This window comes from Streptomyces sp. NPDC051664 (assembly GCF_044453545.1).
Classification (GTDB): Bacteria; Actinomycetota; Actinomycetes; order Streptomycetales; family Streptomycetaceae; genus Streptomyces.
In genome coordinates this window covers 89,388-114,650 of sequence record NZ_JBITCU010000020.1, presented here as the reverse complement: position 1 = coordinate 114,650, position 25,263 = coordinate 89,388, and the positions used below count along the sequence as shown (strand labels likewise).

The following is a 25,263-nucleotide window of genomic DNA, read 5'->3' as shown; positions in this document are numbered from 1 at the left end:
GCAGAAAGGACCATCCCTCATGGATGAGAACCAGGAAGAGGACCTGTCCATTGCTGAGGTCATCGAGGAACCGCAGGTGGGGCCGACGCACGTCGCTGCACACATATGTCTCGGCATCCTCTGCTCCGCCCGGCACCGGCGGAAGCTGTACGTGGGTGAGTGGCTGCCTGAGCCGGTGCCGGACGGGACGACCACCGTGGCTTCGACCCCGGTGGGGGCGCTGGACCGGATCACGCTCGACGAGCCCGGGAACACGGCGCTGACGGTCGTGCTGGAATCCCTGACGCCTGCGGCCCGGGTCGCGTTCGTCCTGCGTGACATGTTCGCCCTGTCGTTCGGAGGAATTGCTGCGATCGTCGGCCGTACCCCGCAGAGGTGCCGGAAACTCGCGTCCTGCGCCCGTCGGCACGAGCGCGACCGGCGTCGACGGGAGACCGCGTCCGATGTGCACACCCGCATCGTCACGGCCTTCTGGGCCGCCTGCGACACCGGCGACCTCGCCACTCTCGTCTCGCTGCTCGACCCGGACGCCACCACGCTCAGCGACGGTGGCGGCAAGGTACGCGCTGCCCTGAAGCCGATCCACGGCGCGGACCGCACGGCCCGCTTCATGCTCGGCGCACTGTTGCAGTACCCCAAGCTCCGAGCCACCCTGCAATCAGTGAACGGCAAGCCCGGTCTGGTCCTCCGCCACGACTCCACCGTGTCCGGTGTCGTCAGTTTCCACGTCCAGGACGAGAAGATCACAGACGTGTGGCTGGTCCTCAACCCCGACAAGCTCCGCAGCTGGAACCGCTGCTGACCACTGCGAACCCCCACCGTGGGCAGGTCCGGGCGCTCCGTCCGGACCTTGGTCAGGGATGCAGCACGACCTTGGTGTATCCCTCGATCCGCTTGTCGAACTTGTCGTACGCCGACGATGCCTGGTCCAGGGGCAGTTCATGCGAGACGACGAAGCTCGGCGTCGCCCGGCCCTCGATGATCATGTCGCGCAGGTACCGGTTGTAGCGCTTCACGTTGCACTGCCCCGTACCGATCCGGAGGCCCTTCTCGAAGAGCTTGCCGATCGAGACGAGGAGCATGCCGTGCTTGGCGTGCTCGTTGGGGCCTCCGGGGTCGGCCGGGACGTAGAGTCCGGGCACGCCGAGCGCTCCGGTGGCCCGGACCGTGCTGACGAGCGAGTTCAGGACGGTCGCCGGTTCCTCGCGGTCCGTGCCCTGAGCCGTCGCCTGGTAGCCGACGGCGTCCACGCCCTTGTCCGTGCCGATGCCCTCGGTCTGCTCCCTGATCTGCTCCACGGGATCGCCCTCGGCGAAGTTGATCGGAACCGCACCGATCTCCCGGGCCTTCTCCAGCCGCTCTGGGACCCGGTCCACGACGAACACCTTCTTCGCGCCGCGCAGCAGGGCCGAGTACGCGGCCATGAGCCCGACCGGCCCGCCGCCGTACACGGCGACGCTCTCGCCCGGCCGGACATCGGCGAGTTCACAGCCGTGGTAGCCGGTGGGGAAGATGTCGGCAAGCAGCATGAAGTCGGTCTCCTGCTCGTCTCCGGGCGGCAGCTTCAGACAGTTGAAGTCGGCGTAGGGAACGCGCAGGTATTCTGCCTGGCCGCCCGGCCAGGGCCCCATGGCGACATAGCCGTAAGCGCCGCCTGCGAAGCCGGGATTGACGGTCTGACAGTATCCGGTGAATCCCTCCACACAATTGGTGCAGAATCCGCAGGCGACATTGAAGGGCATGACCACGCGGTCGCCTTCTTTGAGCGAGGTGATTCCCTGGCCGATTTCCTCGATGATTCCCATGTTCTCGTGGCCGAAGACGATGCCTGGCTCAGCCGCGGTACGACCCTCGTACATGTGCAGGTCAGAGCCACAGATCGCGGTGGAGGTGATCTTTACGATCACATCGTTCGGGTGCTGAATCCTGGGCTTTTCAACGTCTTCGACCGCCACGGTGAACGGTCCCTTGTACACGACGGCTTTCACACCTGCCACCTCCGCTCGGCGATGCACGCACGCTTCCCGCCCCGGCCCCGCGCTTTTCCGCGTGACCCATCTCTCATGATTCTCCGGCCTGCGCCAACAGACAACCCGGTAATCTCGGGAGAAATGCCCACCCAGGTGTCGCACCGAGATATGGAAAAGGAGGGCGAGGAGTGGCAGCACAACGGCTCGGGACCCTGCTCGTCCCAGTACCTGGCCTGTCCGGTACCACGTACCCGCCCGGAACGACGGTGACTGTCCGCGGTCGCGGCGCGACTGTGGATGCCTTCGTCAACGGCGACTGGCTACCGCTTTCGTGGTGGGAGTTCTCCGACGGCCTCCGCGAGGACATCGCCGACCGCTGACCCCGGCGCGCGAAACGCGTTCGGCGGTCCGGACGGGCCGACTGTTGTGTGAGCCGACGAACCACGGGCCCTCGATGATGTGCCGCGTATCCAGAAGCGTGGGTCAGTATCGGGGCTCGGCTGACGCTGCGATGCCGGAGCTCCGGCTGATTCTTGGGACAGCCCTTAGGCTGACGCTCATGAATGCGGCCATCACCAGCAGCGGGGCTGCTGAACCCGCCATCCTCGACGTGGCGGAGCTGACGTCCGATCCCGAACTGGGAGCCCGGTTGGTGGAGTCGGCCCACCGGATCCTGGCGGACCTGGTCCGTGGAGGTGCCGCGCTGGGGTGGGTCGAACCCCCCTCACGCGATGAGGTGGCGGAACTCCTCGGCCACGTCGTCACTGCCGTGCAGGCCGGGGATGGGGCGCTGCGTGCCGCCTACCTCGACCGCCGGCTTGTCGGGTTGGGGTACTGGCTGCGCTACGTGCGACCGACTCATCGGCCACACGCTGATCTGGAGAAGATCGCGGTGGATGCTGCTGTCCAGGGTCGTGGCGTCGGTCGGGCGCTGACCGCTGCCTTGATCGCTGACGCCCGGCGGACGGGTGTGGAGGTCCTCACCCTGGACGCCCGTGGCGACAACAGCGACGCCCTGCGTCTCTACCGGTCGCTGGGCTTCACCGAGTACGGCCGTCTGCCCGACTTCGTCGCCGTCGGTGACCGCCGCTACCACAAGGTCTTCTACATGCTGGACCTCCGCCGGCAAGGCTGACCCCACACACGAGGACAGGAGAACGACCACAACGCGTGCCCGTTCCCTGCCGCCGACAAGGCCCCGGACTTCCACTCCACGCAACGATTCCGCAGCCACTTGGAGGCGCTCGCCGACTTGTTCGCTCAGTCCTTGCGCCTCCCGCAGGGTCTCGGCAGGGTCGATATGGGCCGCGTCGCTTCGGACGGCACGAAGCTTCAGGCGACGGTCACGGAAAGGCCCGCGAACGGCCGTCGGTCAGCTCCGCGATCCGCTCACGCAGCCGTGCGGCCTCCGCCCGATCGGAGTCCGGCCGTCCTTGACCCACGCCGTCCGGACCGGACACATCCTGGCGTCACCGGGACTGCAGGATGACCGGGTCGATCCTGTGCACGTCGCGCACCACCACAGGTGACCGCTCACCCCTGATGCCTGAGGTGCGGGTCCTTGCTCATCCGGTGCCTTCCTTCCGCTCGTCGTCGACGATCTCCGCATCGACGACCTCCTCCTCGCCGGTGCCCGCACTCCCAGCCGCGCTGCTGTCGGCCGCGCCACTCTCACCGGTTTCGGTCTGCGCCTGCGCGTACAGGGCGGTGCCGATCCGCTGTGCGGCCGTACTTGCCTTCTCGGTGGCGGTACGGATCTCGGCGGTGTCCTCGCCCTTGAGCTTCTCCTTCACCTCGGTGAGCGCCGCCTCCACCTCCGTCTTCACGTCACCCGGGATCTTGTCCGCATTGTCCTGCAGCAGCTTCTCGGTCTGGTAGACCAGGGACTCCGCCTGGTTGCGGGTCTCGGCGGCCTCGCGACGGCGGTGGTCCTCCTCGGCGTACTGCTCGGCCTCCTGCACCATGCGGTCGATGTCGTCCCTGGGCAGCGCGGAGCCACCGGTGACGGTCATCTTCTGCTCCTTGCCGGTGCCGAGGTCCTTGGCAGCGACATGCATGATGCCGTTGGCGTCGATGTCGAACGTGACCTCGATCTGCGGGACACCACGCGGGGCCGGCGGCAGACCGGTCAGCTCGAACATGCCGAGCTTCTTGTTGTACGCCGCGATCTCGCGCTCGCCCTGGTAGACCTGGATCTGCACCGACGGCTGGTTGTCGTCGGCCGTCGTGAAGATCTCGGAGCGCTTGGTCGGGATCGTGGTGTTGCGCTCGATGAGCTTCGTCATGATGCCGCCCTTGGTCTCGATACCGAGGGACAGCGGCGTGACGTCGAGGAGCAGGACGTCCTTGACCTCACCCTTGAGGACACCGGCCTGGAGCGAGGCACCGATGGCGACGACCTCGTCCGGGTTCACACCCTTGTGCGGATCCTTGGAGGTCAGCTCCTTCACCAGCTCCGTCACTGCCGGCATCCGCGTCGAACCGCCCACCAGGATCACATGGTCGATGTCCGACACCTTGATCCGGGCGTCCTTGACCGCGTTGTGGAACGGACCCTTGCAGCGTTCCAGGAGGTCCGCGGTGAGCTGCTCGAACTGCGCACGCGTCAGCTTCTCGTCCAGGTGCAGCGGTCCCTCGGCCGACGCCGAGATGTAGGGCAGGTTGATCGTCGTCTCGGTCGCGGACGACAGTTCGATCTTCGCCTTCTCCGCGGCCTCGCGCAGACGCTGCAGCGCCATCTTGTCCTTGGCCAAGTCGACGCCGTAGCCGTTCTTGAACTGCTTCACCAGGTGGTCGACGATCTGCTGGTCCCAGTCGTCACCGCCGAGGTGCGTGTCGCCATTGGTCGCCTTGACCTCCACCAGGCCCTCGCCGATCTCCAGCAGGGATACGTCGAAGGTGCCGCCACCGAGGTCGAACACGAGGATCGTCTGGTCGTTCTCCTTGTCCAGGCCGTAGGCCAGCGCCGCGGACGTCGGCTCGTTGATGATCCGCAGCACGTTCAGGCCCGCGATGCGGCCCGCCTCCTTGGTCGCGGTGCGCTGAGAGTCGTTGAAGTACGCCGGGACGGTGATCACCGCGTCGGTGACGTCCTCCCCGAGATGTGCTTCGGCGTCCCGCTTCAGTTTCTGCAGCACGCGCGCGGAGATCTCCTGCGCGGTGTACCGCTTGCCATCGATGTCGCCGGACTCGGGGAAACGCCACTGCGCCTCTCCCATGTGCCGCTTGACCGACCGCGCGGTGCGCTCGACATTCGTCACTGCCTGCCGCTTGGCGATCTCGCCGACGAGTACCTCACCCGTCTTGGCGAACGCCACCACCGACGGAGTGGTCCGCGCGCCCTCGGTATTCGCAATGACCGTCGGCTCGCCGGCCTCGAGCACAGACACCACGGAGTTCGTCGTTCCCAGGTCAACGCCCACAGCCCGTGCCATCACTGCCTCCTTTTCCCGGCAATGCTTGATGTTCTTCCATTGATAAAACTTGAGTGCACCTGGGTCAAATATGGTCCGCCTCCCTGGCCTGCTGCAGCGCGGCGTCCGGGCCGGCCTGCTCGGGCGCTCACATCGCGGCGTCGCCTGTTGTGGTGCCTGCGCAACCTCTCGATCTGCCGGACGAGGAGGTCCACACGGTCGGCAGGATCGCGGCGGGTCCTCCAGGTGCGGGCGCGCGTGAACGAGCGGCTCCACAAGGCGGGCGACTCGCTGCAGTCGACCGCACACCGGGAGGGGGACGCCCTGACGTCGGCGGCCCTGCAATTCGGGTGCGAACCGGTCCGGAGTACCGGCCGGCCACCGTGCTGCTACTCCCTGGGGCCATTGTCCCCGTTCGCCGTGTCACCGGCCTGCTCGCCGGCGTTTCGACCCTGCGGGCCCTGATGAGCACCGACCCGTTCCGGGAGTTCGAACGACAGTGAACTGCCCCCGGACAGAGCAGAGGCCGCGATTGCGAGGCGGCACCCACCGAGAGCAGCAAGATGGACCACGGTGATCGGCGGTGCATGAGCGCTGACGCGACGGTCAGCCCGGCGACGGGTGACGGCTCCGCTGGGAGGGTCGGACGAGTACGCCGCCTCGCCGACGATGTGAGCAATCCCTGGGGCCGAACCGGCCACCGGGCTACAAAGGATGCGACTCGGCCGGTTGGCACCACTGACGCGAGAGGACATCCGGGGACGTGTCCGCGCCGGAGAGGTCTCCCGTTTCCTCGTCGGCAGGGCGCTCCCGTGCGGATCTCCAGGAGTGTGACGGTCGAGGTCAGTTCGATCGCGCACGGGGCCGTACGGCCGTGGCCTGCGTCGCCCGCCCGGCCGGCCCTGTGGACGACGGGATCGGTGCCGTCGGACATGTCCGTGGTGGTGCGGCGGTCCCGGAGTGGTCGGCGACGGCAGAAGAGCCATCGAGGCCCGACCGACATGGAATCGGCAACCGTCGGCTGATTCGGGGTCGCCTAAGGGCTGTCCCGTAATCCCTGGCGGGCGCACGACGACAGCTACGGCACCTCGCTGCGTTGTCGGAACGCCCGAATACGCCCAGTATGAGGACGCTCCTCCGCCTTGCGATGCACCGCATCTGACGCCGCGCGCTGATCCACCAGGGATTACGGGACAGCCCTTAGCTGAGGAAACTCTCGACGGCGCGATGGAGACCAGGACCGCGTTCACAGCATCGCGAAGGGGCTCGGACGAAGCGCCAGGTCCTGCCGTCCTCGCAACACGAAAATGAGGAGAGGTCATGGCGCGGGTGGAAGTGGAGGGCACCGATATCGTTGTTCGCCTGTCATGGTGGGAGAAGGTGGCGACACGCCACCGCGAGGTGCGGGTACCGGGATCGGCACTTCGCCAGCTCTATCTCGAGCCCGACTGGTGGCGGGCGCTCCGTGGTGGGCGCGGTCGGGGTACCTGGATTCCTGGACTGCTGTGCGCGGGCATCCGCCCACTTCAGGAGGGGCAGGACTTCGCGTTGGTACGGGCCGGCGGGCCGGTGCTGTGTGTGGAACTGCGCCGGTGTGCACCGTTCAGCAGGCTGGCGATCTCAGTCCACGACCCTGAGGGGACGATGCGGGTTCTGCTGCCGCTGGTCCCGCGGGATCGTCTGGGAACGTGAGCGCCGGTGATTTGGCGTCGCTGATCGGACCATGCGTGGCCGACTCCTTTGCTCATCCGGGACATGAAGCCCGGTGGACTGTGCCCCGAGGAGCCCGCCACCCGGACGGCCGAATCGGCAGCAGGCGCCACCGCCTTGCGTCAGGGAACATGAACTCCCGGACGGGTCACTCTCCGCTAGGCCGACCCGGAACCGGGAGTCGGGCCCGGTGTCGATGTCCAGCACAGCAAATGGAGTTGCGACGGCTGCCGTCGCTGTCGGGGCGAATCGTCACGGGTGCCTTCACCCACTGGTGCCTCAAGGGTGCCTTCATCGTCCGCGACCCGACGGCGCCCTCTTCACCGTGTCCGACACGAACGGCGGCCACCTCATCCGCGTACTCAAGTCGACTGCGCCGACCAGGTGCACGGCCGGCTACAGGCGTACGACCCTTCCTCGTCGGGTTGCTCGTGCGCGCGGAACCTCACCGATTGCGGCCTCAGAGTGATCGGCGCAGGGTGGGTACGTCAGTCCCCCTCACAGTGAAGGACAGCATCGTTATGAGCAAGGCAAAGGCGAAGGCCAAGCAGGTCAAGGGCAAGCTGAAGGAAACCGCTGGCGATGCCATGGGCGACAAGGGCATGCAGGCAGAGGGCCGCAGCGAGCGATTGACGGGCAAGGCCCAGGAGACCGCAGCAAAGGCGGCTGAGCGGTTGAAGAAGTCCGGACGATAGTTTCCTGGACGCAGGAAGGACCGCACAGCCGGGGTGACGGCATCCGGGCTTCACGCTCGCGCGCCGGGGTTTCTGATTTCGGTGCTACAGAACTTCGCCGGCGTTCAGCGAACGCCGAGTCGAGTTGCTTGCAACACCGGCTGGGAAGCCGATCACCCGTCATGCACGCCTCTCCACAGGTGGAGTCATCGCGCCCGGCCCGTCGTCCCGCGCCCGCCAGGGCTGTTCCTGAGCGTTCGTGTTGCGCAAAGGACAGCCATGGCGGGGTGGACGGGTTCACAAACCTCTGCTCGTTCGGCTGCTGCGCCGCTGTCGCGCGTGACAGAGACCGTGGTCCCGGTACCCGGCTCACGGTGTGATGGCGCGGGACGGCGGAATTCCGTCTCGTGAGTCCTCAGGTCCGGGGGAGCGGCCTCGTCACGCGACCAGGGTGCCCCCGCAGTTGGACAGCTCATGCTGCGAAGCCAAGGGTTCGGTAAGGAGCGTTCCATGGTGCTGGTCGGATACACGAGGATGACCGAGCAGGCCGGTCCGCGTGAGTTCTGAGAGTCGGACGCGACAGTGAAACTCCTCAAGCCCCCAGGTGTCTACCCGCCGCAGGAAGACACAGCCATGCTGATAGCCGCGCTGTGGCGCGAACATCTGTCACCCCGAGCCGAAGTGCTCGACGTGGGTACCGGTACCGGCGCAGTGGCGATCGCCGCAGCCCACCACGGTGCTGCCCGCGTTGTCGCCATCGACACGTCGGCGGCGGCGGTGCTCACCACACGACTGAACGCACTGCTGTCCGGGCACGCGCGGGCTATCAGGGTCAGCCGCGGCGACCTGACGGAACCTGTGACCGGCCTGAAGTTCGACCTGGTGCTGGCGAACCCTCCGTACGTTCCGTCTGCGGACGTCCGCATGCCCGGCCGCGGTACTGCTCGGGCCTGGGAGGCGGGGAGCGACGGCCGGGCGGTGATCGACCGGCTCTGCGCCAAGGTTCCCGCACTGCTGCGCCCAAGGGGTGTGCTGCTCGCGGTCCACTCCGTGATGAGCAACCCGGCGATGACCGTGGCGCGGCTGACTGAGGCCGAACTGGACGTCACCGTGACCGACCGCCGGTTCGTTCCATTCGGCCCTGTGCTTCGTGAACGCGCCGACTGGCTGGAGGCCCAGGGTCTGATCGAGCACGGCCAGGAGAAAGAGGAACTGGTGGTGATCCGTGCAGAACGGCCGTGATGAACCAGGGACCGCGCCTCGGGCAGCCGCACGACGCGTCATGCAGGAGCCGGGCGGACCCATGCTCGTGGAAGGGCCCGTCGAAGTCGTTCAGGAGGACGGCAGCGTTGCCCGCTCGGACCGGCCCGTCGTCGCACTGTGCACCTGCCGACGGAGCCTCATCTTCCCTTGGTGCGACACGAGCCACCGCGGCCGGAAGAAGCGGAAGGCCCCACCACCGGCTTCGGAGCGGCGCGCGGAGTGAGGATTCGTCCCGCCGTGCGCCGAATCGCGACACCCTGCTGAGACGTGGCTCCGGCTGGAGCGGGCGGCCTCCACGGCTGGGAGGCGAGTCTCGGCGACCCGGCGTGGACCGAGTGGCGAGGGACCGACGCCATCCAATACCGGCGTGTGGGCGCGCCATGCCGCAGGGAAGGGGGTCGCTGGGGTGTGCCTGGGGCGTGGCTGCGCCGGGGAGGTGAGCGCCGTGTCCGCCCTCGCGCGCAGAGCGCTGGTTTTGCGTTTTCGGCCTGTTGTCCGGGTGTCTTCGGCTCCGTTCTGCGGAGGGCGACGAACCCTAGGAAGGGACTGTCATGGGACACGGCGGCAATGTGATCGTGGAACTCACGGCCGATCATCGTGAGCTGGAGGAGTTGTTCGCGCAGATCGAAGCGCAGCCGGTCGACCATCCGCGGCGACGTGAGCTGGCAGACCGGCTGACCGCGGAACTGGTGCGGCACTCCGTCGCCGAGGAGATGTACCTGTATCCGACGGTACGCAAGCACGTACCGCACGGTGGCGCGCTGGCGGACAAGGAACTCGCCGATCACGCCAAGGTCGAGCGGATGCTCAAGGACCTCGAAGACCTGCACGCCGACGATCCACAGTTCAACGACATCGTTGCGAAGCTGAAGTTCGAGGTCGCCTCCCACGTGCGTGAGGAGGAGCACGAGCTGTTCCCGAGACTCGCGGAGTCGTCTTCATCCGACAAGCTGGACGAGTTGGGGCGGCTGGTGCGCAAGGCCAAGGAGGTGGCCCCCACCCGAGCGCACCCCGCCCTCCCGATCACCCCGCCCGCCAACAAACTGCTCGTGCCCGGCGTCGGACTGGTGGACCGTGTACGCGACCTGCTCAGCAGCCGCACGACCGCCGGCTGAACCGTCAACCGGGGTCCGCAGGGGGGCACGGCACCATCGCGGGACACCTTTCGACATCTGCGTATGCGATCACGGCCGGCTCGCGTAAGGATCGGATCACGGGCGGTGGCCCGGCTGCGCCCCGACCCTGCGTGGGTCGGTCCCTTCCCCGGCGCGCCGGTCCGCTTCCCGGCCCACGCTGCCAGGGGGGCCCGGAGGAACATTTGCCGTTCGGCCCTTGTGGGCCGGTGCCATCTCGTTCGGCCTGGTCACGATCCCGATCAAGATCATCAGTGCGACCGAGGACCGTTCGTTGCACTTCCACCAGGTGCACCTCGAGGACATGGGCAGGGTCCGCACCCGGAAGGTGTGCGAGATCGAGGACGAGGTCGTACCGCAGGAGGAGATCGGCAAGGGCTACGAGACCGGCGCGGACCAGGTCGTCCCGGTCACTGACGAAGAGCTCGCGGGGATGCCAACCGTCCTGGTCAGCCTGCCGCAGATAGCTCCCTGCTCGCCACTCCCGGCAGCCTGCCGCCCGAGGCCGTCGCTTTGTCGGCGGAGTCACCTGTACAACCCGGAGTGGCTGCGGCGACACGCGGTCTGGCACCGCCCGCGCCGGATCTGACCGCAGGCAGTAGTGACCGACCACCCGACATCGCCGGGATGTCCGTGCCGCCCAGGTGCTGAGGTTTGCTCCTACCCTCGTCCCATGACCGAGAACGAGATCAAACTCAAGGCCATCGCGGCGCTCACCGCACTGCGCAGCGGGGTCGGTACGGACTATGTCTCGGACCTGCTCGGCGAAGTGGTTCCCGAGCATTTCGTCGTGTCTGCCGCCGCGGGTCCGCGCGAGGTCGGGCTATCTGTTCTGGGCCAGCTTTCTCAGCCGCTCAGTGCACTGATCACCGGATTCGTGCTTGCGTTCCAGGCCGTTGCGGATGCCTATGACGAGTCAGTACCTGCGACGCCGACGGAGGAAATTCTTCAGGCCCTTGCACTCGAACTCGCGCGCGAACCGGATTGAACCGTTCTCGTAGGCCGGCCCGCACTCTCACGTATCCGCTCGTCGATCCGGGTATCAGGCTGGTAGCTCGACAACCGGTTCGACGCGGGTGGTCTTCTCGGGCGGCAGCGGCAGCGTCGCCCTGGCGATCGAGGCGCACGGCCGGTCAGGCTTCGGCGGCTCGATGCGTCGATCGCCGACCCCCGAGCCATGGCGAGAAGCCCCGTCCTTCAGGGCGGGGCGGGGTCACCTCAGTGGCCGCCGGGAAAGCGGAGAGCGCGAAGGCTCTGGCTGCCTTCCGGTCTTCGGAGGCGGTGCCTCTCGCGGGATTCAGGCACCCACAGTCCCGTCGAGCCCTTCCCGCAGAAGGTCAGCGTGTCCGTTGTGGCGGCCGTACTCGAGGAGGACATGCACCATCACCATCCGCAGTGATACTTCCTCGTCCCATCTCGGCTGGTACCCGGCCAGGTCGAGAGAGTCGGCCTCTCGCTCGATGGAGCGCGACTTCTCCACCTCCGTCTCCCAGGCGAGGAACGCCTCGGCCCTGGTTGATCCGCTTGCGTCGTACGCCGCCTGGAAGTCGGGCTTGTCGGACCAGACCATGGGCGCGTCGTTGTCCTCGAACACTCGGCGGAACCAAGCGCGTTCCACCTCCGCCATGTGCCGTACCAGACCGAGCAGCGAAAGCGTTGACGGTGGCATCGAACGCTGCCGCAGTTCCTCGTCGGCAAGCCCTTCGCACTTCATGGCGAGAGTCGCACGGTGGTAGTCGAGGAAGGCCCGCAGCATGTCGCGTTCGCTGCCAAAGTTGGGCGGTCCTATCCGATTGTCGCTGGTCACTGGTCGTACCCCTCGTCCGTGGCCGTATTCGGAGCCCAGTATCCACTCCCTTCGTCTTTCCACGGGGAGACCCATCCGCGGGACCCGGACTGCCTCCACGGGCCTGGGAACGACACAGGACTCGCTCCGGGCTGCCGCCCTGTCGGTGATCACGGGCGCAGGACGCAGTGCGCTCGGCACCGGCGACCACCCGGCCCACTGCACCAATTCGGCTGTCGGTGGTGGCCGTTGAGCTGGATCACCGTATCGAGTGGGCACGAGCGCACGGCGCTCCGGAGAATCGCGGAAGGACGGACACGGCGGAGTTGGTGCGCGTCCCGCGAAAGCGTCGACCGTGGTGTCGCGAGGCAAAGTCCCTGCAGCACCGTCCTGCGCTGCCCGTAGAGCCTGGTTGTCAGTGCCGGATGGAAGACTGCCCGCATGATCGAACCGAACCCGAAAGCGGATCTGCTCCGTTACCTGCAAGATGCTCGTGACGCCCTGTTGTGGAAGCTCGACGGGCTCTCGGAGTACGACATCCGCCGCCCTCTGACACCCACCGGCACCAACCTGTTGGGACTGGTCAAACATGTCGCCGGCGTGGAGGCGGGGTACCTCGGCGACACGTTCGGACGGCCGTTCTTCGACGACGAGCCGCCGCCCTGGTGGTACACGGAGGACGCAGAAGCCAACGCGGACATGTGGGCCACAGCGGACGAGTCACGCGAAGAGATCATCGGGCTGTACCACCAGGTGTGGGAGCACTCGAACAGCACGATCGCGTCGTTGACGCTTGACACGATCGGTCACGTCCCGTGGTGGCCGGAGGAACGACGGGAGGTGACACTGCACCACGTCCTGGTGCGTGTGCTCGCCGATACGCAACGGCACGCCGGTCACGCCGACATCGTGCGAGAGCTCATCGACGGGACTGTCGGGCTGTTGAAGGGCAGCGACAACGTGCCACCGGGCGATCAGGCATGGTGGGAGAACCACCGGAGCCGACTGGAGCGCGCGGCGCGGGAAGCAGGCAACGGCTGATCCCGCCCTGCTGAGGCCGACCCCGGCCGCCTCCGGTGCGGCCGTGCGGCGCCGCTCAGCCGGAAGCGTCTGCGGCCCATCCGCAGCCCTGCCATCGCTGTTGGTGTGGGCGTGCACCGCGCTGCCGACAACTCCTGGCACGGGATGGCGGAGCCGGTGGTACTCGGATCAGTGCGAGTCGGGCTCGCGGTGACTCCGTACGACCTCCTTCACCTTGGCGACCGCGAACCCCCAGCCCTGTCCGACCGTCGGTTCGGCCGGGATGGCTATTTCGTCAGGGTTCGTCAGTACGTCGAGCAGGACCGGTCCCGGTGTGGAGAACGCGCGTCGTACCGACTCCTCCAGCTCGACGGGGTCCGTGACACGGATGCCGGTGATGCCCATGGCGGTGGCCACCGCGGCGAAATCCGGGTTGTCCAGCAAAGTGCCGAACTCAGGCAGTCCCGCCCGCTCCTGCTCCAACTTGACCATGCCGAGACGGCGGTTGTCGAAGACGACGAGTTTGACGGGGAGATTGCTGGTCTTGAGGGTCATGAGATCGCCGAGAAGCATGCTCAGGCCACCGTCACCGCAGAAGGCGATCACCTGGCGCTGCCGGTCGAGGTACTGCGCTCCGAGAGCATGTGGCATGGCATTGGCCATGGAGCCGAGGTTGTACGAGCCGAGGAGCCGTCGCGCACCGCGCATCTCCACGAATCGTGAGAGCCACACGGTGGCCATTCCGGTGTCGGAGGTGAAGACGGCGTTGTCGGCGGCGACCCGGTCGACCGTGGCGGCCAGCGCCTCGGGCCTTATTCCGTGTTCGGGATTGTCGAGCGCCGAGCGGATCCGTCCGACCGCACCCTTGTCGTGCTTCGGATCGGCGAGCCGGGCCTGGCCGTCGCGCCAGCTTTCGAAACGTCCGCGGGCGTGGTCAAGATGCTTGCGGTCGCGCGCTTCCCCGGATCCCAGACACCGGAGCAGGTCGCGGACTGTGGCGCCCACGTCGCCGACGAGCCCCGCCTCGACCGGGACGCGGCGTCCGATGTGCGTGGGTTCGGTATCCACCTGGATGACAGTCCGGCCGTCCGGATACCACTCCCGGTAGGGAAAGTCCGTACCCAGCAGCAGAAGCGTGTCGGCTTTCTGCATGGCGGAAGCTGCGGCCGGATTACCGATCAGCCCGGTCTGGCCGACTTGGAAGGGGTTGTCGTCTCCCTCGAAGCCCTCCTTTGCCTTGAGCGTGAGCACCATGGGTGCGGCGAGGCGGTCAGCGAGTGCCAGGACGTCCTCGCGGGCTGCGCGTGCGCCCTGACCGACGAGCAGGGTGACCCGTTCGGCACGTTGGAGGAGGCCGGCCGCGCTCCGGACAGCGGACTCCTCAGGCCGCGTCACCCCCGGGTTCAGCGAGAAACGGGCTGTGCGGTCTGTGCTCAGTTGCCGGTCGCTGATGTCGCCCGGCACAGTGAGAACGGCAACCCCCTTACGCCCCAGGGCATTGCGAACGGCAGTCTCGAGCAGTTGCGGCAGCTGGTCGGGGGAGGAGATCGTTGCGCGGAAGACTGCGACATCACTGAAGAGGGCGTCGTTGTCGACCTCTTGGAAGTAGCCACTTCCCATGTCGGTCAATGGCACTTGTCCGGCGATCGCCAGGACCGGAGTGCGGCTCTTGGCCGCGTCGTAGAGACCATTGAGCAGGTGAATGGAGCCGGGACCGACGGTGCCCATGCAGACACCGAGGTTGCCGGAGAGCTGGGACTGGGCACTGGCGGCAAAAGCCGCAGTCTCCTCGTGGCGGCATCCCACCCACTCGACGTCCTCGGTGGTGCGGATGGCTTCCGTCAGCGGATTGAGTGCGTCCCCGACGACGCCGAACACCTGGCGTACGCCGAGTTGGCGCAGCGCATCTCCGATGAGGCGGGCAACGGTACGGGTCACAAGATCCTCCAGGTCAGACAGTGAAGTGGTCCGGGTCGGCAGATTCCCAGTCGGCAGCCCAGGACGAAGGGGGCTCGGCGAGCAGTTGCCCTGGCGCGAGGCATTCGTACATCTCGTCGAGGGAGCGCAGGGTGTAGGGGTCGATGCGCCGTTGGAGCATGTGCGGACGCAGTTGGCCAGGGTCTGTGACACCCATGGAGGCCATGATCTGGAGCGCGCTGGCCACGGTCGCCGCCTGGAGACGCTGAACCCGCACCGACTTGTCTGCGACGTCCAGGGCGCGTGCGCGACGGGGATCCTGAGTGGTGACGCCAGTGGGGCAGGTGTTGGTGTGACAGCGCTGCGCCTGTATGCACCCCACGGCGAACATCATCGCGCGGGCCGAGTTGCCGTAGTCGGCGCCCTGGAGGAGGCGTTTCACCAGGTCGGCGCCCGTGGCGATCTTGCCGCTGGCTCCGACCTTGATGCGATTTCTGAGGCCGGCGCCGACGAGGGCGTTGTGCACGGTGAGCAGACCGTCGGTGAGCGGGGCACCGACATGGTCGGCGAACTCCAGCGGCGCGGCCCCGGTGCCCCCCTCGGCCCCGTCCACAATGATGAAATCAGGGGCCGTGCCCTCATCCAGCATGGCCTTGCACACGGCGAGGAACTGCCGCCGCGAGCCGAGGCACAGCTTGAATCCCGTGGGTTTACCCCCGGACAGTTCTCGCATCCGTGCGACGAAGCGGACCAGTTCACGAGGTGTGGAGAAGACCCGGTGGTACGGGGGCGAGATGACTGTCTGCCCCTGGGGCACGCCCCGTACTCGGGCGATCTCCGCGTTGACCTTGGCCCCCGGCAACACGCCGCCGATGCCGGGCTTGGCGCCCTGCGACAATTTGAGTGACACACATTTCACGTGGTCGTGGGCTGCTTTGTCGGTGAATTTCGCGGCGTCGAACCCGCCGTTCTCGGTCCTGCACCCGAAGTAACCCGTGCCGATCTCCCAGACGAGGTCCCCTCCGGGCCGCAGATGGTATTCCGACAGGCCGCCTTCACCGGTGTCATGGGCGAAGTGCCCGCCCGCTGCACCAGCGTTGAGAGCCAGGACGGCATTGGCCGAGAGGGAGCCGAAGCTCATGGCGGACACGTTCAGCAGCGACATGTCGTACGGCCGGGCGCAGTCGGGGCCGCCGATCCTGACGCGCGGCGGTGTCCTGGGGACCGCGCAGGGCGCCATCGACGGCACCAGGAACTCGTGGCCGGGTCGGTAGACGTCTCGCTCCGTGCCGTACGGCTCCTCGGCATCCGTGCCCTTTGCCCGTTCGTACACGATGCTGCGTACGTCTCGGTCGAAGGGGCGGCCGTCGAAGTTCCGCTCCACGAAGTACTGCTGGAGCTCGGGGCGGATGCTCTCCATGAGGAAACGGGCGTGCCCGATCACGGGGTAGTTGCGCAGCACCGAGTGTCTGCGCTGCGCAAGATCCCAGATCCCGAGCAGGCCCATCAGAGCGAACAGCACACCGGCAATCCACCACCAGGACGAGATCCACGCGGCGGCACCCACCGCCGCGAGAGCCGCGAACACACTGAGACCCACCAAGCCGATTCGTATCACCACGGACGGGTTGCCGGATTTCTGCAGCCCACACGTGCGAACAGCCCCAAGAGACCCCCAAGGACCAGCGGAATGGGCCGGTGGACGGCGGCTTGCAAACCCCACACCGCACTGGCCCTTCATGCTTGTCCCACGGGTTCAGGCCCTGCGGTGGTGACTGACGATCTGCCGAGCGAGAGGCGGCACCTCTGACGGGGCATGGCCAGGAGGGCCCTGTCGGCGGCCATCGTTGCCGGGGCATGCGACGGCCCCCGGGACTCCTCGAAGAGTCCCGGGGGCCGTGCTGCACAGAACGGACGCAGGGTCAGATGAACGGGCCGCCGAAGGGTGTGCCGGCGCCGTAGTAGGTGCCCAGCTGGTCGTGGTAGCCCGGGTCCCCGAGGTGCTTCCCCCGATCGAATTCCGGGGCGTCCTTGATCTGCTGCTTGGTGCGGTCGACGAAGATCTTCTGCTCGTCCGGGTCGATACTGACGACCGTGCTCGCCGGGAGCAGGACTTCCCGGCCGAAGATCCACACGCCGGTGTCCACCACGAGGTAGGCGTCATCGACGGAATCGGAATGCTTGTCGACCTTTCCGATGCTGCCGTCCGTGGCCTCGACCTTGTAGCCGGTGAGGTCGGGGCCCGTCACACGGCCCGCAGTCGACTTGTAATTCCACACATTCTCAGTCACGCGAAACAACTCCTCCGGTAAACGGGGGACAGCAGGGACGCCCGCCGGCCTCCTTTTTCCGTACGTCGTGCACAGCGGTCTCATCGGCCGCGTGCGGTTCGGGTGCCCCGTATCCGGAGATTGACGCCCCGATCGAAAAATGAATCGGGACCGTCTCCGATCTCCAGAAGGGCAGGAATTTTCTCTGCCAGGTCAAGGCGACCACCCGACATTCTCCGCCTTCCCTCGATATCCGGCTTCAATCGGCCATCGGAAGACAGCGGCGGCGCCTGCTGTGACGGCGGTGGCCTGCTGCTTCGTCCGGAGGACGACGGGCCACCGCCATGCACTGCTTGGAATGCGCCGAAGGTGTCGGCTACCAGCGATACCAGCGGCCACTGCCACTCTTCGGGCGGCCGACGAAGCCGATCAGCCACAGGACCAGCACGGCGATCGCGACCCACCACAGAATTTTCAGCGCGAAACCCGCGCCGAAGAGAATCAGGGCCAGCAGAAGAACGAGAAGCAGGGGAACCATAATTATCAACCTCCGTACCACCGCCTGCCCCGCCATTCTCCGACCATGCATATGAATGGGGATCAGCCTGCATTCGAGTGCGTCAGCACGGTCTGACCTGGTCTCTTCTGGAATTGAATATGCGGCTGGAATGGGGGTGCTCCTGGGCTGTGGACACCCACAGCGCTGTCGCGCTCGTCCGGAAGACCGCCGCGGTGTGCTTCGTCGGGAACGAGGTCGGCTCCCACGCCCAGTTCGCGGGAGCCGTGCGCCTGCGCGAGGAGCACCTTGGCCTTGGCCTCGACGCCCTCGATGGCGCCGGCGACGAAGCGCAGCATCGGCTTCTCCTGAGTCGGCGATGGCCAGCAGGGCTCGGGCGAGCTCGGCGGGGTCGCCGGACTGCCGGCCGTTCATGCCCTTCCAGGCCTCGATCGTGGCGCGGGTGCGTTCGGCGCAGTCGTCGATGGTCGGCTCGGGCCAGGTGGTGGAGGCGTCCACGAGCAGTTCGGTGCGGAAGAAGCGGGGCTCCACGACGGTGGTGCGGATGTTGAAGGGCTCGACGTCGTAGCGCAGGGATTCCATCCATCCCTCAACGCCGAACTTGGAGATGGGGGAGGCGACGCGGAATTCCTGGCAGGTCAGACGCTGTGTACCACGCCGTCGGCCGCCGCATCCGGTTGATGCCGATCGTGGCGGGGGACCTGCTGCGGCGACTTGCTGAGAGCGCCCGGTGTTTCGTCGCGCTGGACGACGATCATCGCCATGTCGTCGTTCAGCGGGCCTGGCGCGTACGCCTTGAGATCGGCGGTGATCTTCTGCACCAGTTGTCCGGGCGCCTGATCGGTCCAGGCGGCGGCGCGCTCGGCGAGCGGATAGAAGGTGCCCTGTCCGTCGCGGGTCTCGCTGACTCCGTCGGTGTAGAGCAGGAGCCGGTCGCCGTAGGCGAACGGGAAGGTCGCCTGGACGTAGGAAGCGTCGGACAGCCCGCCGAGACCGAGGGGCAGTGCGGGGGTGGGCACACTGAGCGCGGTCGCGGTGGCGTTGCGCAGCAGGAGCGGCGGCGGATGCCCGCAGCTGATCACGTGGACCACCGGCTCGTTGTCCGGGATGTCCACAACCACGGCGGTCACGAAACGCTCCCCGACGTCCGCCTCGGACCCCGAAGACTCAGAGAACTCCGCCAGACCCCACCGGACGGCACCCTCCAGGTACGCGACCAGCTCCGGCAGTGGGGACTGGCGGTGGGCCGCGGCGCGGAAGGCGCCCAGCATGATCACGGTGTCGCCGATCGAGGCGAGGCCCTTGCCCCGTACGTCCCCGATGACCAGCCGGGTGGAGTCGGAGGCGCGGGCGACGGCGTACAGATCGCCGCCGATGCGGGTGTCGGCCTCGGCGCTGCGGTACTCCGAGGCGATGGACACCGGTCCGGCCTTGTCCGGCAGCGGGCGCAGGACGACGCGCTGTGTCGCGTCGGAGACCGAACGCACCCGGAGCAGTTCCAGCCACAGTCGGTCCCGCAGAAGAGAGAAGATCACCAAGAGAGCGGAGAGCGCTGCGAGGGACAGGAACTCGACGAGGACACTCTCGGTGGTCAGGACGCCGCGCTCCGTCCCCGCGACGATGAGAGAAACCACCGCGAGCCCGCCGATCAGCGCAGTGAGCCGAGGGCCCGCGACTACGGAGGTGACGGCCGGGGCCACGATCAGCAGGTGGCCGAGGTGGATGTCCGATGGCAGGAAGTGGTCGGCCACCGGTATGGCGACGATCAGCACCAGGGGCACCACCAACCACAGAGGGCCCGGCGCCGATCGACGCCAGAACCGAAGGAACTGGCCCAGTGGTGTGGTGATGCTGGCAGTTGTCACGTCGCTGCTCCTCGCCCTATTACCTGCCAACGCGTCGCCGACCGTCGCTCATTCCGCGGTGCGCCGGTCAGCCGGCACGCCGCCGCCTCCAGAGCTTGCCGAAGCTGCCTGGTGTGATCCGCGAGGATGACCACGGTGTCGGGGCGGGGACGAGACGTTCGCCCGTGCATCGGAAGGCCAGGTGGGGGTATGCGGCTGTGACCGGCCGGATTCGACAGATGCCCCTTGCCCGCTGGGGCAGGGGGCACATCGGCCCGGCGCGGGTGAACAGGGCCGGTACGGCTGTCAGAGGTGCTTGCCGAGGAAGTCGGTCAGCTTGGCGACGGCCGGCGTGACGGCCTCTTTGTCGTCGTAAAGGTTGTCGTAAAGGTCGACGTGGGTCGCGCCCGCGTCGCACCGGAACGGGGCACGCCATGGCGGACCGTGGTTTCGGGCGGGGTGCCAGCACGACCACGGTCCGCCATGGTGCGAACGTTCTGAGGGACAGGTCCTCTCAGTCCTCTCAGCCCATGGCGTCGGCGGCCTGCGGACTGTGAGTGAGCCGGTTCACCTGGATGTCCTTGCAGTACGGGACGGTCCCGGTCCGCACCACGTAACTTGCCGAGATCCATGCCTGCGTGTCACGCAACAGGTACCAATCGTTGTTGCCGGCGATGGTCTGCGCACGGACCTTGCATCGCACGCCCACTTGATCCTGGTGGTCGAGGATGCCCACCACCGACGAGTCGGTGCTGGGGTACTGCCGCTCGTTCAAACCACTCTGGCTGGTCACCGTGGCGTAGGGCTGCACGGGAGCAGTGACCTGAGGAGGAGCAGCAGCGGCAAGCAGCGGAGTACCGAGCACGACGACTGCGGCAGCACCCGTGCCCGCTGCGATGCGCCGAGCGTGCCTCTCCAAGATCTTCAACATGACCATCCCTCTCGCTCTTTTCCTGACTCCGGATCACATCGGATCACTCCTTGGGGCATACGCCCCGCACCTTGTGCTGAGGCAGCGCGTTGATCCCCCCGAAGAGACGATCGCGACCGGGCCAGCCGGTTCAAGATCGTGGTCGGGCTCCGAGCCGTGCAGGTTTCGGCGCCGGGCGGCTGAAGCTGACGGGCGGCATCGCCGGCCGCCGGTGGATGGACTGCTGCCATCCGCCGTGCGCCGCTGAGCCTCCGGACACGGCATCGCGTACCGCTACCACCACCCGGCCAAGCTGTGCACGGCACCTGCACCAGCCACTGGTGGGGCGGCCGACACACTCACCGGTGGGTGGCGACGCCCGCACCGATGATGCGGATCGGGTCACTCCTCCCTGCGCAGACGAGGCCCGACGAAACGGGTATTCGGTTGCGGTGGCGGCACTGCGTGGTGATGATCGGCGGCGGTTCGGACCCCGGCGCATCGTCCGCCGATGTCGGCACGACGCGTAGTCCAAGGAGAGCACTGTGACAGCAGCGAACGCCGACGGCGAGAGGTCCTGGTACGTGGTTCGCTGCGTGTTCCAGTGGGAGGCATGGGAGGGAACTCCCTACGAAGAGCGCCTCACGCTGTGGCAGGCCGCCTCCCTGGGCGAAGCCATTGTCAGGGCCGAGAGCGAGGCACGGAGCTATGCCGAGGAGAACGGCCTTCGCTACTTGGAACTGGCCCAGTGCTACCACCTGGCCACCCCAGGACGGCCCGGCGACGGAGACGAAGTCTTCTCTCTGTTGCGTGACAGCCACTTCGGCGCCGAGTCGTACCTGGACCACTATTTCGACACCGGCCATGAGCACCAGGGCACCACATCCGAGTGATGACGGCAGGACATTGTCCAGGGTGTGCAGCACCGCAGGAGTCGGCCTCCGAGACGGAGCAAGACGCCTTGCCGCCCTCAGGCACCGGGTCCATGCTTGGTGGCATGGGTGACCAGGCCGGCCCCGAGCTCATCGCGTCCGTCGAGCGCGCCCTGCGCCTGTTGGAGGCCGTAGGGGCGCACGAGGCAGGTGCCCCCGCGCAGCAGCTGGCCGTGGAGACGGGACTGCCCTTGGCCGCCGTCCACCGGTTGCTGCCCGCACTCGCCCAGGACGGATACGTGACAGAGCTGGACGACGGCGCATTCGTCCTCACCTGCAGCCATCACCCGCTCGGCGCGGGACACAACGGGCAGGATCTGCTGGAGCGGATCCGCCCTGTCCTGATGTCCTTGCGGGACGATCTTTCGGTCGCTGTCTATCTGACCATGTACGAGCAGGGCGAAATCCGTGTCATGGAAATCGTCGACAGCGCGCAGGCTCCGCGTGTGGACCTCTGGGTGGACTTCCAGGACGCCGGACACGCCACCGCGCTGGGCAAGAGCGTGCTGCGTGAACTGGACGAGGAAGCGCGCGCCGACTACCTCTCCCGGCACTCACTGACCGAACTCACGCCGCGCACCATCACGGGCAGGGAGGAGCTGATGCGGCAACTCGACTCCCCACTCACAGAGCCGGTCGTCATGGACCGGGAGGAGTACGCCCGCGGCACGACGTGCGCCGCGGTGCCCGTGTACAGCGGTGACCAGGTCGGTTCGCTCGGAATCTCCTTCCGGTCGGACTGGATGTACCGGAGCACCCGGGTCCGGGCGGGGATGCTGTCGGCGGCGATGTGCTTGACCAGGAGGCTCTCGCTCCCTGACTGAACCCGGTCCGCCTGTCGCGCCCAGGTACCGCGTGCCCCTACTCGCCGGGGGATTCACGAGTGGTGCGGTGGGCTCCTCCCTTCCCCGCCCACCGCCGGATCGCTGCGGGACACCTGGGCCGACGGGCTCGGCCCTCCGCGGCAAGGCCGTTTTGTCTGTGGCCGGTCGCTGTGCCGAGCCGGTACCTCCGCGCCGGCCGGTACGGCCCCCTGACTGCTTCCGCACACCTACTCGGGAAGGGGCTGCTCGGCCCAGATGGTCTTGCCTGTGCCGGTATGCCGCATTCCCCAGCGCTCGGTGAGCTGGGCGACCAGCATGAGGCCCCGTCCGCCCTCGTCGAAGATGCGGGCACGGCGCAGGTGGGGTGCGGTGCTGCTGGCGTCGGAGACCTCGCAGATCAGTGTCCTTTCTTTGATCAGCCGCAGCTGAACGGGTGCGGAAGCGTAGCGGATCGCGTTGGTCACCAGCTCGCTGACCACGAGTTCGGTTACATAGGCCAGATCGTCCAGTCCCCAGGCGTGCAGTTGGGCGGTCGCCTTGGAACGGGCCTCGGCCACAAAGGCCGGATCGGCGGGAAGATCCCAGACGGCGACGTGCCCGTTGTCCAGGGCACGGGTGCGGGCGAGGAGCAGCGCGACATCATCGGCGGGCCGCTTGCCGAGCACAGCATCGAGCACGCGGTCGCAGGTGGTCTCCAACGACGGAGACGTGTCGGCGAGGGCCGTGCGCAGAGCGTGCAGGCCGGAGTTGACATCGCGATGCTGGGCCTCGACAAGGCCGTCCGTGTACAGGGCCAGGAGGCTGCCTTCGGGCAGTTCGCGTTCAACCGCCTCGAACGGCAGCCCGCCCAGGCCGAGCGGCGGCCCGGTGGGCAGTTCGAGGAAGTCCACCGTGCCGTCAGGGGTCACCAGAGCGGGCCAGAGGTGGCCGGCGCTGGCTAGCGAGCACTTGCGGGAGATGGGGTCGTATACCGCGTACAGACAGGTGGCTCCGAATTCTCCGAGGGGTGCCCCGGTTCCGGCCTCGGGCCCGGACTTGAGCCGGACGACCAGGTCGTCCAGATGCGCGAGCAGCTCGTCCGGGGCCAGATCGACGTCGGCGAGCGCGCGTACCGCGGTGCGAAGACGCCCCATGGCGGCGGAGGCGTGGATCCCGTGACCGACCACATCGCCGACCACCAGGGCGACGCGGGCGCCGGAGAGCGGGATCACGTCGAACCAGTCACCGCCGACACCGACTTTCGAGTCCGCGGGCAGATAGCGGCTGGCTACATCGACAGCGGCCTGCTCGGCAACCCCCTGCGGCAGAAGGCTGTGCTGGAGGGCCAGAGTTGTTGTGTGTTCGCGCGTGTAGCGGCGCGCGTTGTCGAGGCAGACCGCGGCGCGCGCCGCAAGCTCCTTGGCGATCTGCAGGTCTGCCTGCTCGTACGGTGCGGCGGACGGATCCAGGCGGGCGAAGAGCACGACGCCGAGGTTGGTGCCGCGGCCGCGCAGCGGCACCACCATCAGCGAGTGCGCGCGATGCCGACTCACCCAGGCGGTCCGGACCGGGTCGTGGGCCAGCCAGCGGGTGATCTCGGGCTCGCCGACCTGGTGCACGGTGCCGCGACCGGTGGCCAGACTGCGAGCAATCGGCGAGAACTCCGGGTAGCGGGACAACTCGCCGACCGCGACCACAGCCTTTACGCCGGGGCGGGTGGCCACACGACGCAGCACCAGAGGACTGTCGTCGGGAACCGGTGGGGGCTCGTCGCCGTGCAGCACGGCGTCGAGAAGGTCGACCGAGACGAAGTCCGCGAGGTCGGGCACGGCCACGTCGGCCAGTTCCTGCGCGGTGCGAGCCACGTCCAGGCTGCTGCCGATACGCCTGCTGGCCGCATCGAGCAGCGCCAGGCGTTCGCGGGCCGCGTACTGCTCGGAGAAGTCGAGAGCTGCCTGCTGCACGCCGTGCACCAGCCCAAGGGAGTCCTTGAGTGGGGTGAAGTGGATGGTCCAGGCATGGGCTTGGGGCTCTCCTGGCACCTTGACGTAGTTCTCGATGTGTTCGGGCTCCCCGGTACTCAACACGTGATCGACTGACTGCTCAGGGGCCTGGAAGGCAGGATCGGGCATGTGCTCGGTGATCCGGAGCCCGCGAAGATCCCGCTCCGTGGCGGCGAGCTGCTCGGTCATGTGCTCATTGACCCGCAGGAACCGGCCCTCGGTGTCGTAGATCGCCAGGGCGAACGGGGACTGGTCGAACGACCAGCGGATCAGAGGGTCCGCGTCGCGGTTCTCCTCTCCCTCCCGAACGCCCTCCAGCAGCCATCCGACTCGCCCGTCACCGGTGGGCAGCGGGCGTGCCCGCAGCCGGCATGCGACCGTGCCGCCGTCCTGGTGGCGGAGTACCACGTGTCCCGTCCAATCCTCCTGCCGATCGAAACGCTCACCGACACCAGCGGGGAGGGGCGAAGCAAGCAGCGTGGTCGCGAGCCGGCCGACGGCCTCACCGGCGGAGTACCCGAGCAACCGTTCCGCACCGGTGCTCCAGCCGGTCAGCGTTCCATCCGGAGCTGCCACGGCCAGAGCCGCGGCGGGGGTGAGGGAGTCACCTGGCATGCTTGCCGGTGTGTCCATGGGCCGATCATCTCGCCTTCGAGTCCACTCGTGATTCAAGGATCTCTCGGTCCTGCCGCCAGATCGCGTCAAGCGGGATCGCACGTGCTGGACGCAGTGAATCGGACTCCGGGGGTACCAGCGAGGCATGCCACGGTGACGGTCCGTAACGGTTGTCGGCGGTCGACTGCCGGTACCGCGTTGATCGGCCCGAGATCCGACGATCCGGCGGTGCCGTGCTTGCTCTGCGGAGTCAGGCGGGACGGCGGGTGGAGTGCCGTCCGCCGGACGTCTGGGCCTTCACCCGGGCGGAGCCACGGCGGAGGCTCCTGAAGGCCCCGCCCGGCCCTGTGAGACCACGGTTCCAATCGCCTTCGTGCCCCGGGCCCACTACTGGGGTCTGCTCGCCCCTTGACCCAGACGGTGGCCCCACCGGCCCACACCCCAGCGTCCGGCCGGATGCTGAATCCCCGCCTTCTTCCACCC

Annotated in this window: 24 protein-coding genes and 2 pseudogenes; 15 read left to right on the top strand and 11 right to left on the bottom strand. The window is 67.5% G+C overall.

Going from position 1 to position 25,263, the window contains the following annotated elements:
* Positions 1-19: 19 nt before the first annotated feature.
* The gene (locus ACIA8E_RS29375) at positions 20-802 is read left to right on the top strand and encodes an RNA polymerase subunit sigma-24 (protein WP_399302396.1); all 783 of its coding nucleotides are present in this window, start codon (positions 20-22) and stop codon (positions 800-802) included.
* A gap of 52 nt (positions 803-854) precedes the next feature.
* On the opposite strand, the gene ACIA8E_RS29370 is transcribed toward ACIA8E_RS29375, so the two are convergent.
* Positions 855-1,988: a glutathione-independent formaldehyde dehydrogenase gene (locus ACIA8E_RS29370; protein ID WP_399302394.1), complete on the bottom strand. Its 1,134-nt coding sequence runs from the start codon at positions 1,986-1,988 to the stop codon at positions 855-857.
* Between the two features lie 170 nt (positions 1,989-2,158).
* On the opposite strand from ACIA8E_RS29370, the gene ACIA8E_RS29365 reads away from it, so the two are divergent.
* The 3 genes and pseudogenes from ACIA8E_RS29365 to ACIA8E_RS29355 all read left to right on the top strand — a co-directional run.
* The gene (locus tag ACIA8E_RS29365) at positions 2,159-2,350 is read left to right on the top strand and encodes a hypothetical protein (protein ID WP_030931808.1); all 192 of its coding nucleotides are present in this window, start codon (positions 2,159-2,161) and stop codon (positions 2,348-2,350) included.
* A gap of 179 nt (positions 2,351-2,529) precedes the next feature.
* Positions 2,530-3,105, top strand: coding sequence for a GNAT family N-acetyltransferase (locus ACIA8E_RS29360; protein WP_399302391.1), 576 nt, complete (start codon positions 2,530-2,532; stop codon positions 3,103-3,105).
* A gap of 24 nt (positions 3,106-3,129) precedes the next feature.
* Positions 3,130-3,330, top strand: a pseudogene (locus ACIA8E_RS29355) (IS1182 family transposase); the annotation flags it as partial.
* A 205-nt stretch (positions 3,331-3,535) separates the two neighbouring features.
* Here ACIA8E_RS29355 and dnaK read toward each other — a convergent pair.
* Positions 3,536-5,404: a molecular chaperone DnaK gene (gene dnaK, locus ACIA8E_RS29350; protein WP_399302389.1), complete on the bottom strand. Its 1,869-nt coding sequence runs from the start codon at positions 5,402-5,404 to the stop codon at positions 3,536-3,538.
* 1,299 nt (positions 5,405-6,703) lie between these two features.
* Between dnaK and ACIA8E_RS29345 the strand changes: the two genes are divergently transcribed.
* The 7 genes and pseudogenes from ACIA8E_RS29345 (at position 6,704) to ACIA8E_RS29315 (ending at position 11,151) form a co-directional block, all read left to right on the top strand.
* The gene (locus tag ACIA8E_RS29345) at positions 6,704-7,075 is read left to right on the top strand and encodes a hypothetical protein (RefSeq protein WP_399302388.1); all 372 of its coding nucleotides are present in this window, start codon (positions 6,704-6,706) and stop codon (positions 7,073-7,075) included.
* Positions 7,076-7,614: 539 nt separating this feature from the next.
* Entirely contained in the window at positions 7,615-7,788 is a 174-nt protein-coding gene (locus ACIA8E_RS29340; RefSeq protein WP_326601489.1) for a CsbD family protein, read from the top strand.
* A 561-nt stretch (positions 7,789-8,349) separates the two neighbouring features.
* Positions 8,350-9,009 carry a HemK2/MTQ2 family protein methyltransferase gene (locus ACIA8E_RS29335; RefSeq protein WP_399302385.1) on the top strand — a complete coding sequence of 220 codons (660 nt, stop codon included), beginning with the start codon at positions 8,350-8,352 and terminating at the stop codon, positions 9,007-9,009.
* A 40-nt stretch (positions 9,010-9,049) separates the two neighbouring features.
* Complete coding sequence (locus ACIA8E_RS29330; RefSeq protein ID WP_399302383.1) at positions 9,050-9,253, top strand: CDGSH iron-sulfur domain-containing protein; 204 nt, start codon at positions 9,050-9,052, stop codon at positions 9,251-9,253.
* A gap of 328 nt (positions 9,254-9,581) precedes the next feature.
* Complete coding sequence (locus tag ACIA8E_RS29325) at positions 9,582-10,145, top strand: hemerythrin domain-containing protein (protein ID WP_399302381.1); 564 nt, start codon at positions 9,582-9,584, stop codon at positions 10,143-10,145.
* A 178-nt stretch (positions 10,146-10,323) separates the two neighbouring features.
* Positions 10,324-10,602 (top strand): annotated as a pseudogene (locus tag ACIA8E_RS29320) (Ku protein); the annotation flags it as partial.
* Between the two features lie 234 nt (positions 10,603-10,836).
* The gene (locus ACIA8E_RS29315; RefSeq protein ID WP_399302379.1) at positions 10,837-11,151 is read left to right on the top strand and encodes a hypothetical protein; all 315 of its coding nucleotides are present in this window, start codon (positions 10,837-10,839) and stop codon (positions 11,149-11,151) included.
* A gap of 309 nt (positions 11,152-11,460) precedes the next feature.
* On the opposite strand, the gene ACIA8E_RS29310 is transcribed toward ACIA8E_RS29315, so the two are convergent.
* Positions 11,461-11,970, bottom strand: a complete 510-nt coding sequence (locus tag ACIA8E_RS29310; RefSeq protein WP_399302378.1) for a DinB family protein — start codon at positions 11,968-11,970, stop codon at positions 11,461-11,463.
* A 420-nt stretch (positions 11,971-12,390) separates the two neighbouring features.
* Here ACIA8E_RS29310 and ACIA8E_RS29305 point away from each other — a divergent pair, with 420 nt between their 5' ends.
* Entirely contained in the window at positions 12,391-12,990 is a 600-nt protein-coding gene (locus tag ACIA8E_RS29305; RefSeq protein WP_399302376.1) for a DinB family protein, read from the top strand.
* Positions 12,991-13,158: 168 nt separating this feature from the next.
* On the opposite strand, the gene ACIA8E_RS29300 is transcribed toward ACIA8E_RS29305, so the two are convergent.
* The 5 genes from ACIA8E_RS29300 to ACIA8E_RS29280 all read right to left on the bottom strand — a co-directional run bounded on the left by ACIA8E_RS29300 (position 13,159) and on the right by ACIA8E_RS29280 (position 18,011).
* Positions 13,159-14,907, bottom strand: a complete 1,749-nt coding sequence (locus ACIA8E_RS29300; RefSeq protein WP_399302374.1) for a thiamine pyrophosphate-dependent enzyme — start codon at positions 14,905-14,907, stop codon at positions 13,159-13,161.
* A 13-nt stretch (positions 14,908-14,920) separates the two neighbouring features.
* On the bottom strand, positions 14,921-16,504 hold the full coding sequence (locus ACIA8E_RS29295) for an FMN-binding glutamate synthase family protein (RefSeq protein ID WP_399302415.1): 1,584 nt from the start codon (positions 16,502-16,504) through the stop codon (positions 14,921-14,923).
* A 304-nt stretch (positions 16,505-16,808) separates the two neighbouring features.
* Positions 16,809-17,177 (bottom strand): PRC-barrel domain containing protein, encoded by a 369-nt coding sequence (locus ACIA8E_RS29290; protein WP_399302372.1) that lies wholly within the window; start codon positions 17,175-17,177, stop codon positions 16,809-16,811.
* Positions 17,178-17,532: 355 nt separating this feature from the next.
* Positions 17,533-17,694, bottom strand: a complete 162-nt coding sequence (locus ACIA8E_RS29285) for a hydrophobic protein (protein ID WP_399302370.1) — start codon at positions 17,692-17,694, stop codon at positions 17,533-17,535.
* Positions 17,695-17,756: 62 nt separating this feature from the next.
* Positions 17,757-18,011, bottom strand: coding sequence for a hypothetical protein (locus ACIA8E_RS29280; protein WP_399302368.1), 255 nt, complete (start codon positions 18,009-18,011; stop codon positions 17,757-17,759).
* A 74-nt stretch (positions 18,012-18,085) separates the two neighbouring features.
* Between ACIA8E_RS29280 and ACIA8E_RS29275 the strand changes: the two genes are divergently transcribed.
* Positions 18,086-18,241 carry a hypothetical protein gene (locus tag ACIA8E_RS29275; protein WP_399302366.1) on the top strand — a complete coding sequence of 52 codons (156 nt, stop codon included), beginning with the start codon at positions 18,086-18,088 and terminating at the stop codon, positions 18,239-18,241.
* Between the two features lie 70 nt (positions 18,242-18,311).
* Here the strand turns inward: ACIA8E_RS29275 and ACIA8E_RS29270 are convergent, their stop codons facing one another.
* Together ACIA8E_RS29270 and ACIA8E_RS29265 are read right to left on the bottom strand one after the other, a co-directional pair.
* On the bottom strand, positions 18,312-19,538 hold the full coding sequence (locus ACIA8E_RS29270) for a PP2C family protein-serine/threonine phosphatase (protein WP_399302364.1): 1,227 nt from the start codon (positions 19,536-19,538) through the stop codon (positions 18,312-18,314).
* A 502-nt stretch (positions 19,539-20,040) separates the two neighbouring features.
* Complete coding sequence (locus ACIA8E_RS29265) at positions 20,041-20,448, bottom strand: SH3 domain-containing protein (protein WP_399302362.1); 408 nt, start codon at positions 20,446-20,448, stop codon at positions 20,041-20,043.
* Between the two features lie 524 nt (positions 20,449-20,972).
* On the opposite strand from ACIA8E_RS29265, the gene ACIA8E_RS29260 reads away from it, so the two are divergent.
* Complete coding sequence (locus tag ACIA8E_RS29260; protein WP_399302360.1) at positions 20,973-21,320, top strand: hypothetical protein; 348 nt, start codon at positions 20,973-20,975, stop codon at positions 21,318-21,320.
* Between the two features lie 104 nt (positions 21,321-21,424).
* Positions 21,425-22,183: an IclR family transcriptional regulator gene (locus ACIA8E_RS29255; RefSeq protein ID WP_399302358.1), complete on the top strand. Its 759-nt coding sequence runs from the start codon at positions 21,425-21,427 to the stop codon at positions 22,181-22,183.
* Between the two features lie 227 nt (positions 22,184-22,410).
* Here ACIA8E_RS29255 and ACIA8E_RS29250 read toward each other — a convergent pair whose 3' ends face one another.
* A complete protein-coding gene (locus ACIA8E_RS29250; protein WP_399302356.1) occupies positions 22,411-24,798 on the bottom strand; it encodes a SpoIIE family protein phosphatase in 2,388 nt (795 codons plus the stop codon).
* Between the last annotated feature and the right edge of the window lie 465 nt (positions 24,799-25,263).

Coding starts and splice junctions, on each gene's coding strand:
- ACIA8E_RS29375 (WP_399302396.1), top strand. CDS start 20: ATGGATGAGAACCAGGAAGAGGACCTGTCCATTGCTGAGGTCATCGAG.
- ACIA8E_RS29360 (WP_399302391.1), top strand. CDS start 2,530: ATGAATGCGGCCATCACCAGCAGCGGGGCTGCTGAACCCGCCATCCTC.
- dnaK (WP_399302389.1), bottom strand. CDS start 5,404: ATGGCACGGGCTGTGGGCGTTGACCTGGGAACGACGAACTCCGTGGTG.
- ACIA8E_RS29345 (WP_399302388.1), top strand. CDS start 6,704: ATGGCGCGGGTGGAAGTGGAGGGCACCGATATCGTTGTTCGCCTGTCA.
- ACIA8E_RS29340 (WP_326601489.1), top strand. CDS start 7,615: ATGAGCAAGGCAAAGGCGAAGGCCAAGCAGGTCAAGGGCAAGCTGAAG.
- ACIA8E_RS29330 (WP_399302383.1), top strand. CDS start 9,050: ATGCAGGAGCCGGGCGGACCCATGCTCGTGGAAGGGCCCGTCGAAGTC.
- ACIA8E_RS29325 (WP_399302381.1), top strand. CDS start 9,582: ATGGGACACGGCGGCAATGTGATCGTGGAACTCACGGCCGATCATCGT.
- ACIA8E_RS29315 (WP_399302379.1), top strand. CDS start 10,837: ATGACCGAGAACGAGATCAAACTCAAGGCCATCGCGGCGCTCACCGCA.
- ACIA8E_RS29305 (WP_399302376.1), top strand. CDS start 12,391: ATGATCGAACCGAACCCGAAAGCGGATCTGCTCCGTTACCTGCAAGAT.
- ACIA8E_RS29285 (WP_399302370.1), bottom strand. CDS start 17,694: ATGGTTCCCCTGCTTCTCGTTCTTCTGCTGGCCCTGATTCTCTTCGGC.
- ACIA8E_RS29280 (WP_399302368.1), bottom strand. CDS start 18,011: ATGCTGCGCTTCGTCGCCGGCGCCATCGAGGGCGTCGAGGCCAAGGCC.
- ACIA8E_RS29275 (WP_399302366.1), top strand. CDS start 18,086: ATGCCCTTCCAGGCCTCGATCGTGGCGCGGGTGCGTTCGGCGCAGTCG.
- ACIA8E_RS29265 (WP_399302362.1), bottom strand. CDS start 20,448: ATGTTGAAGATCTTGGAGAGGCACGCTCGGCGCATCGCAGCGGGCACG.
- ACIA8E_RS29255 (WP_399302358.1), top strand. CDS start 21,425: ATGGGTGACCAGGCCGGCCCCGAGCTCATCGCGTCCGTCGAGCGCGCC.
- ACIA8E_RS29250 (WP_399302356.1), bottom strand. CDS start 24,798: ATGGACACACCGGCAAGCATGCCAGGTGACTCCCTCACCCCCGCCGCG.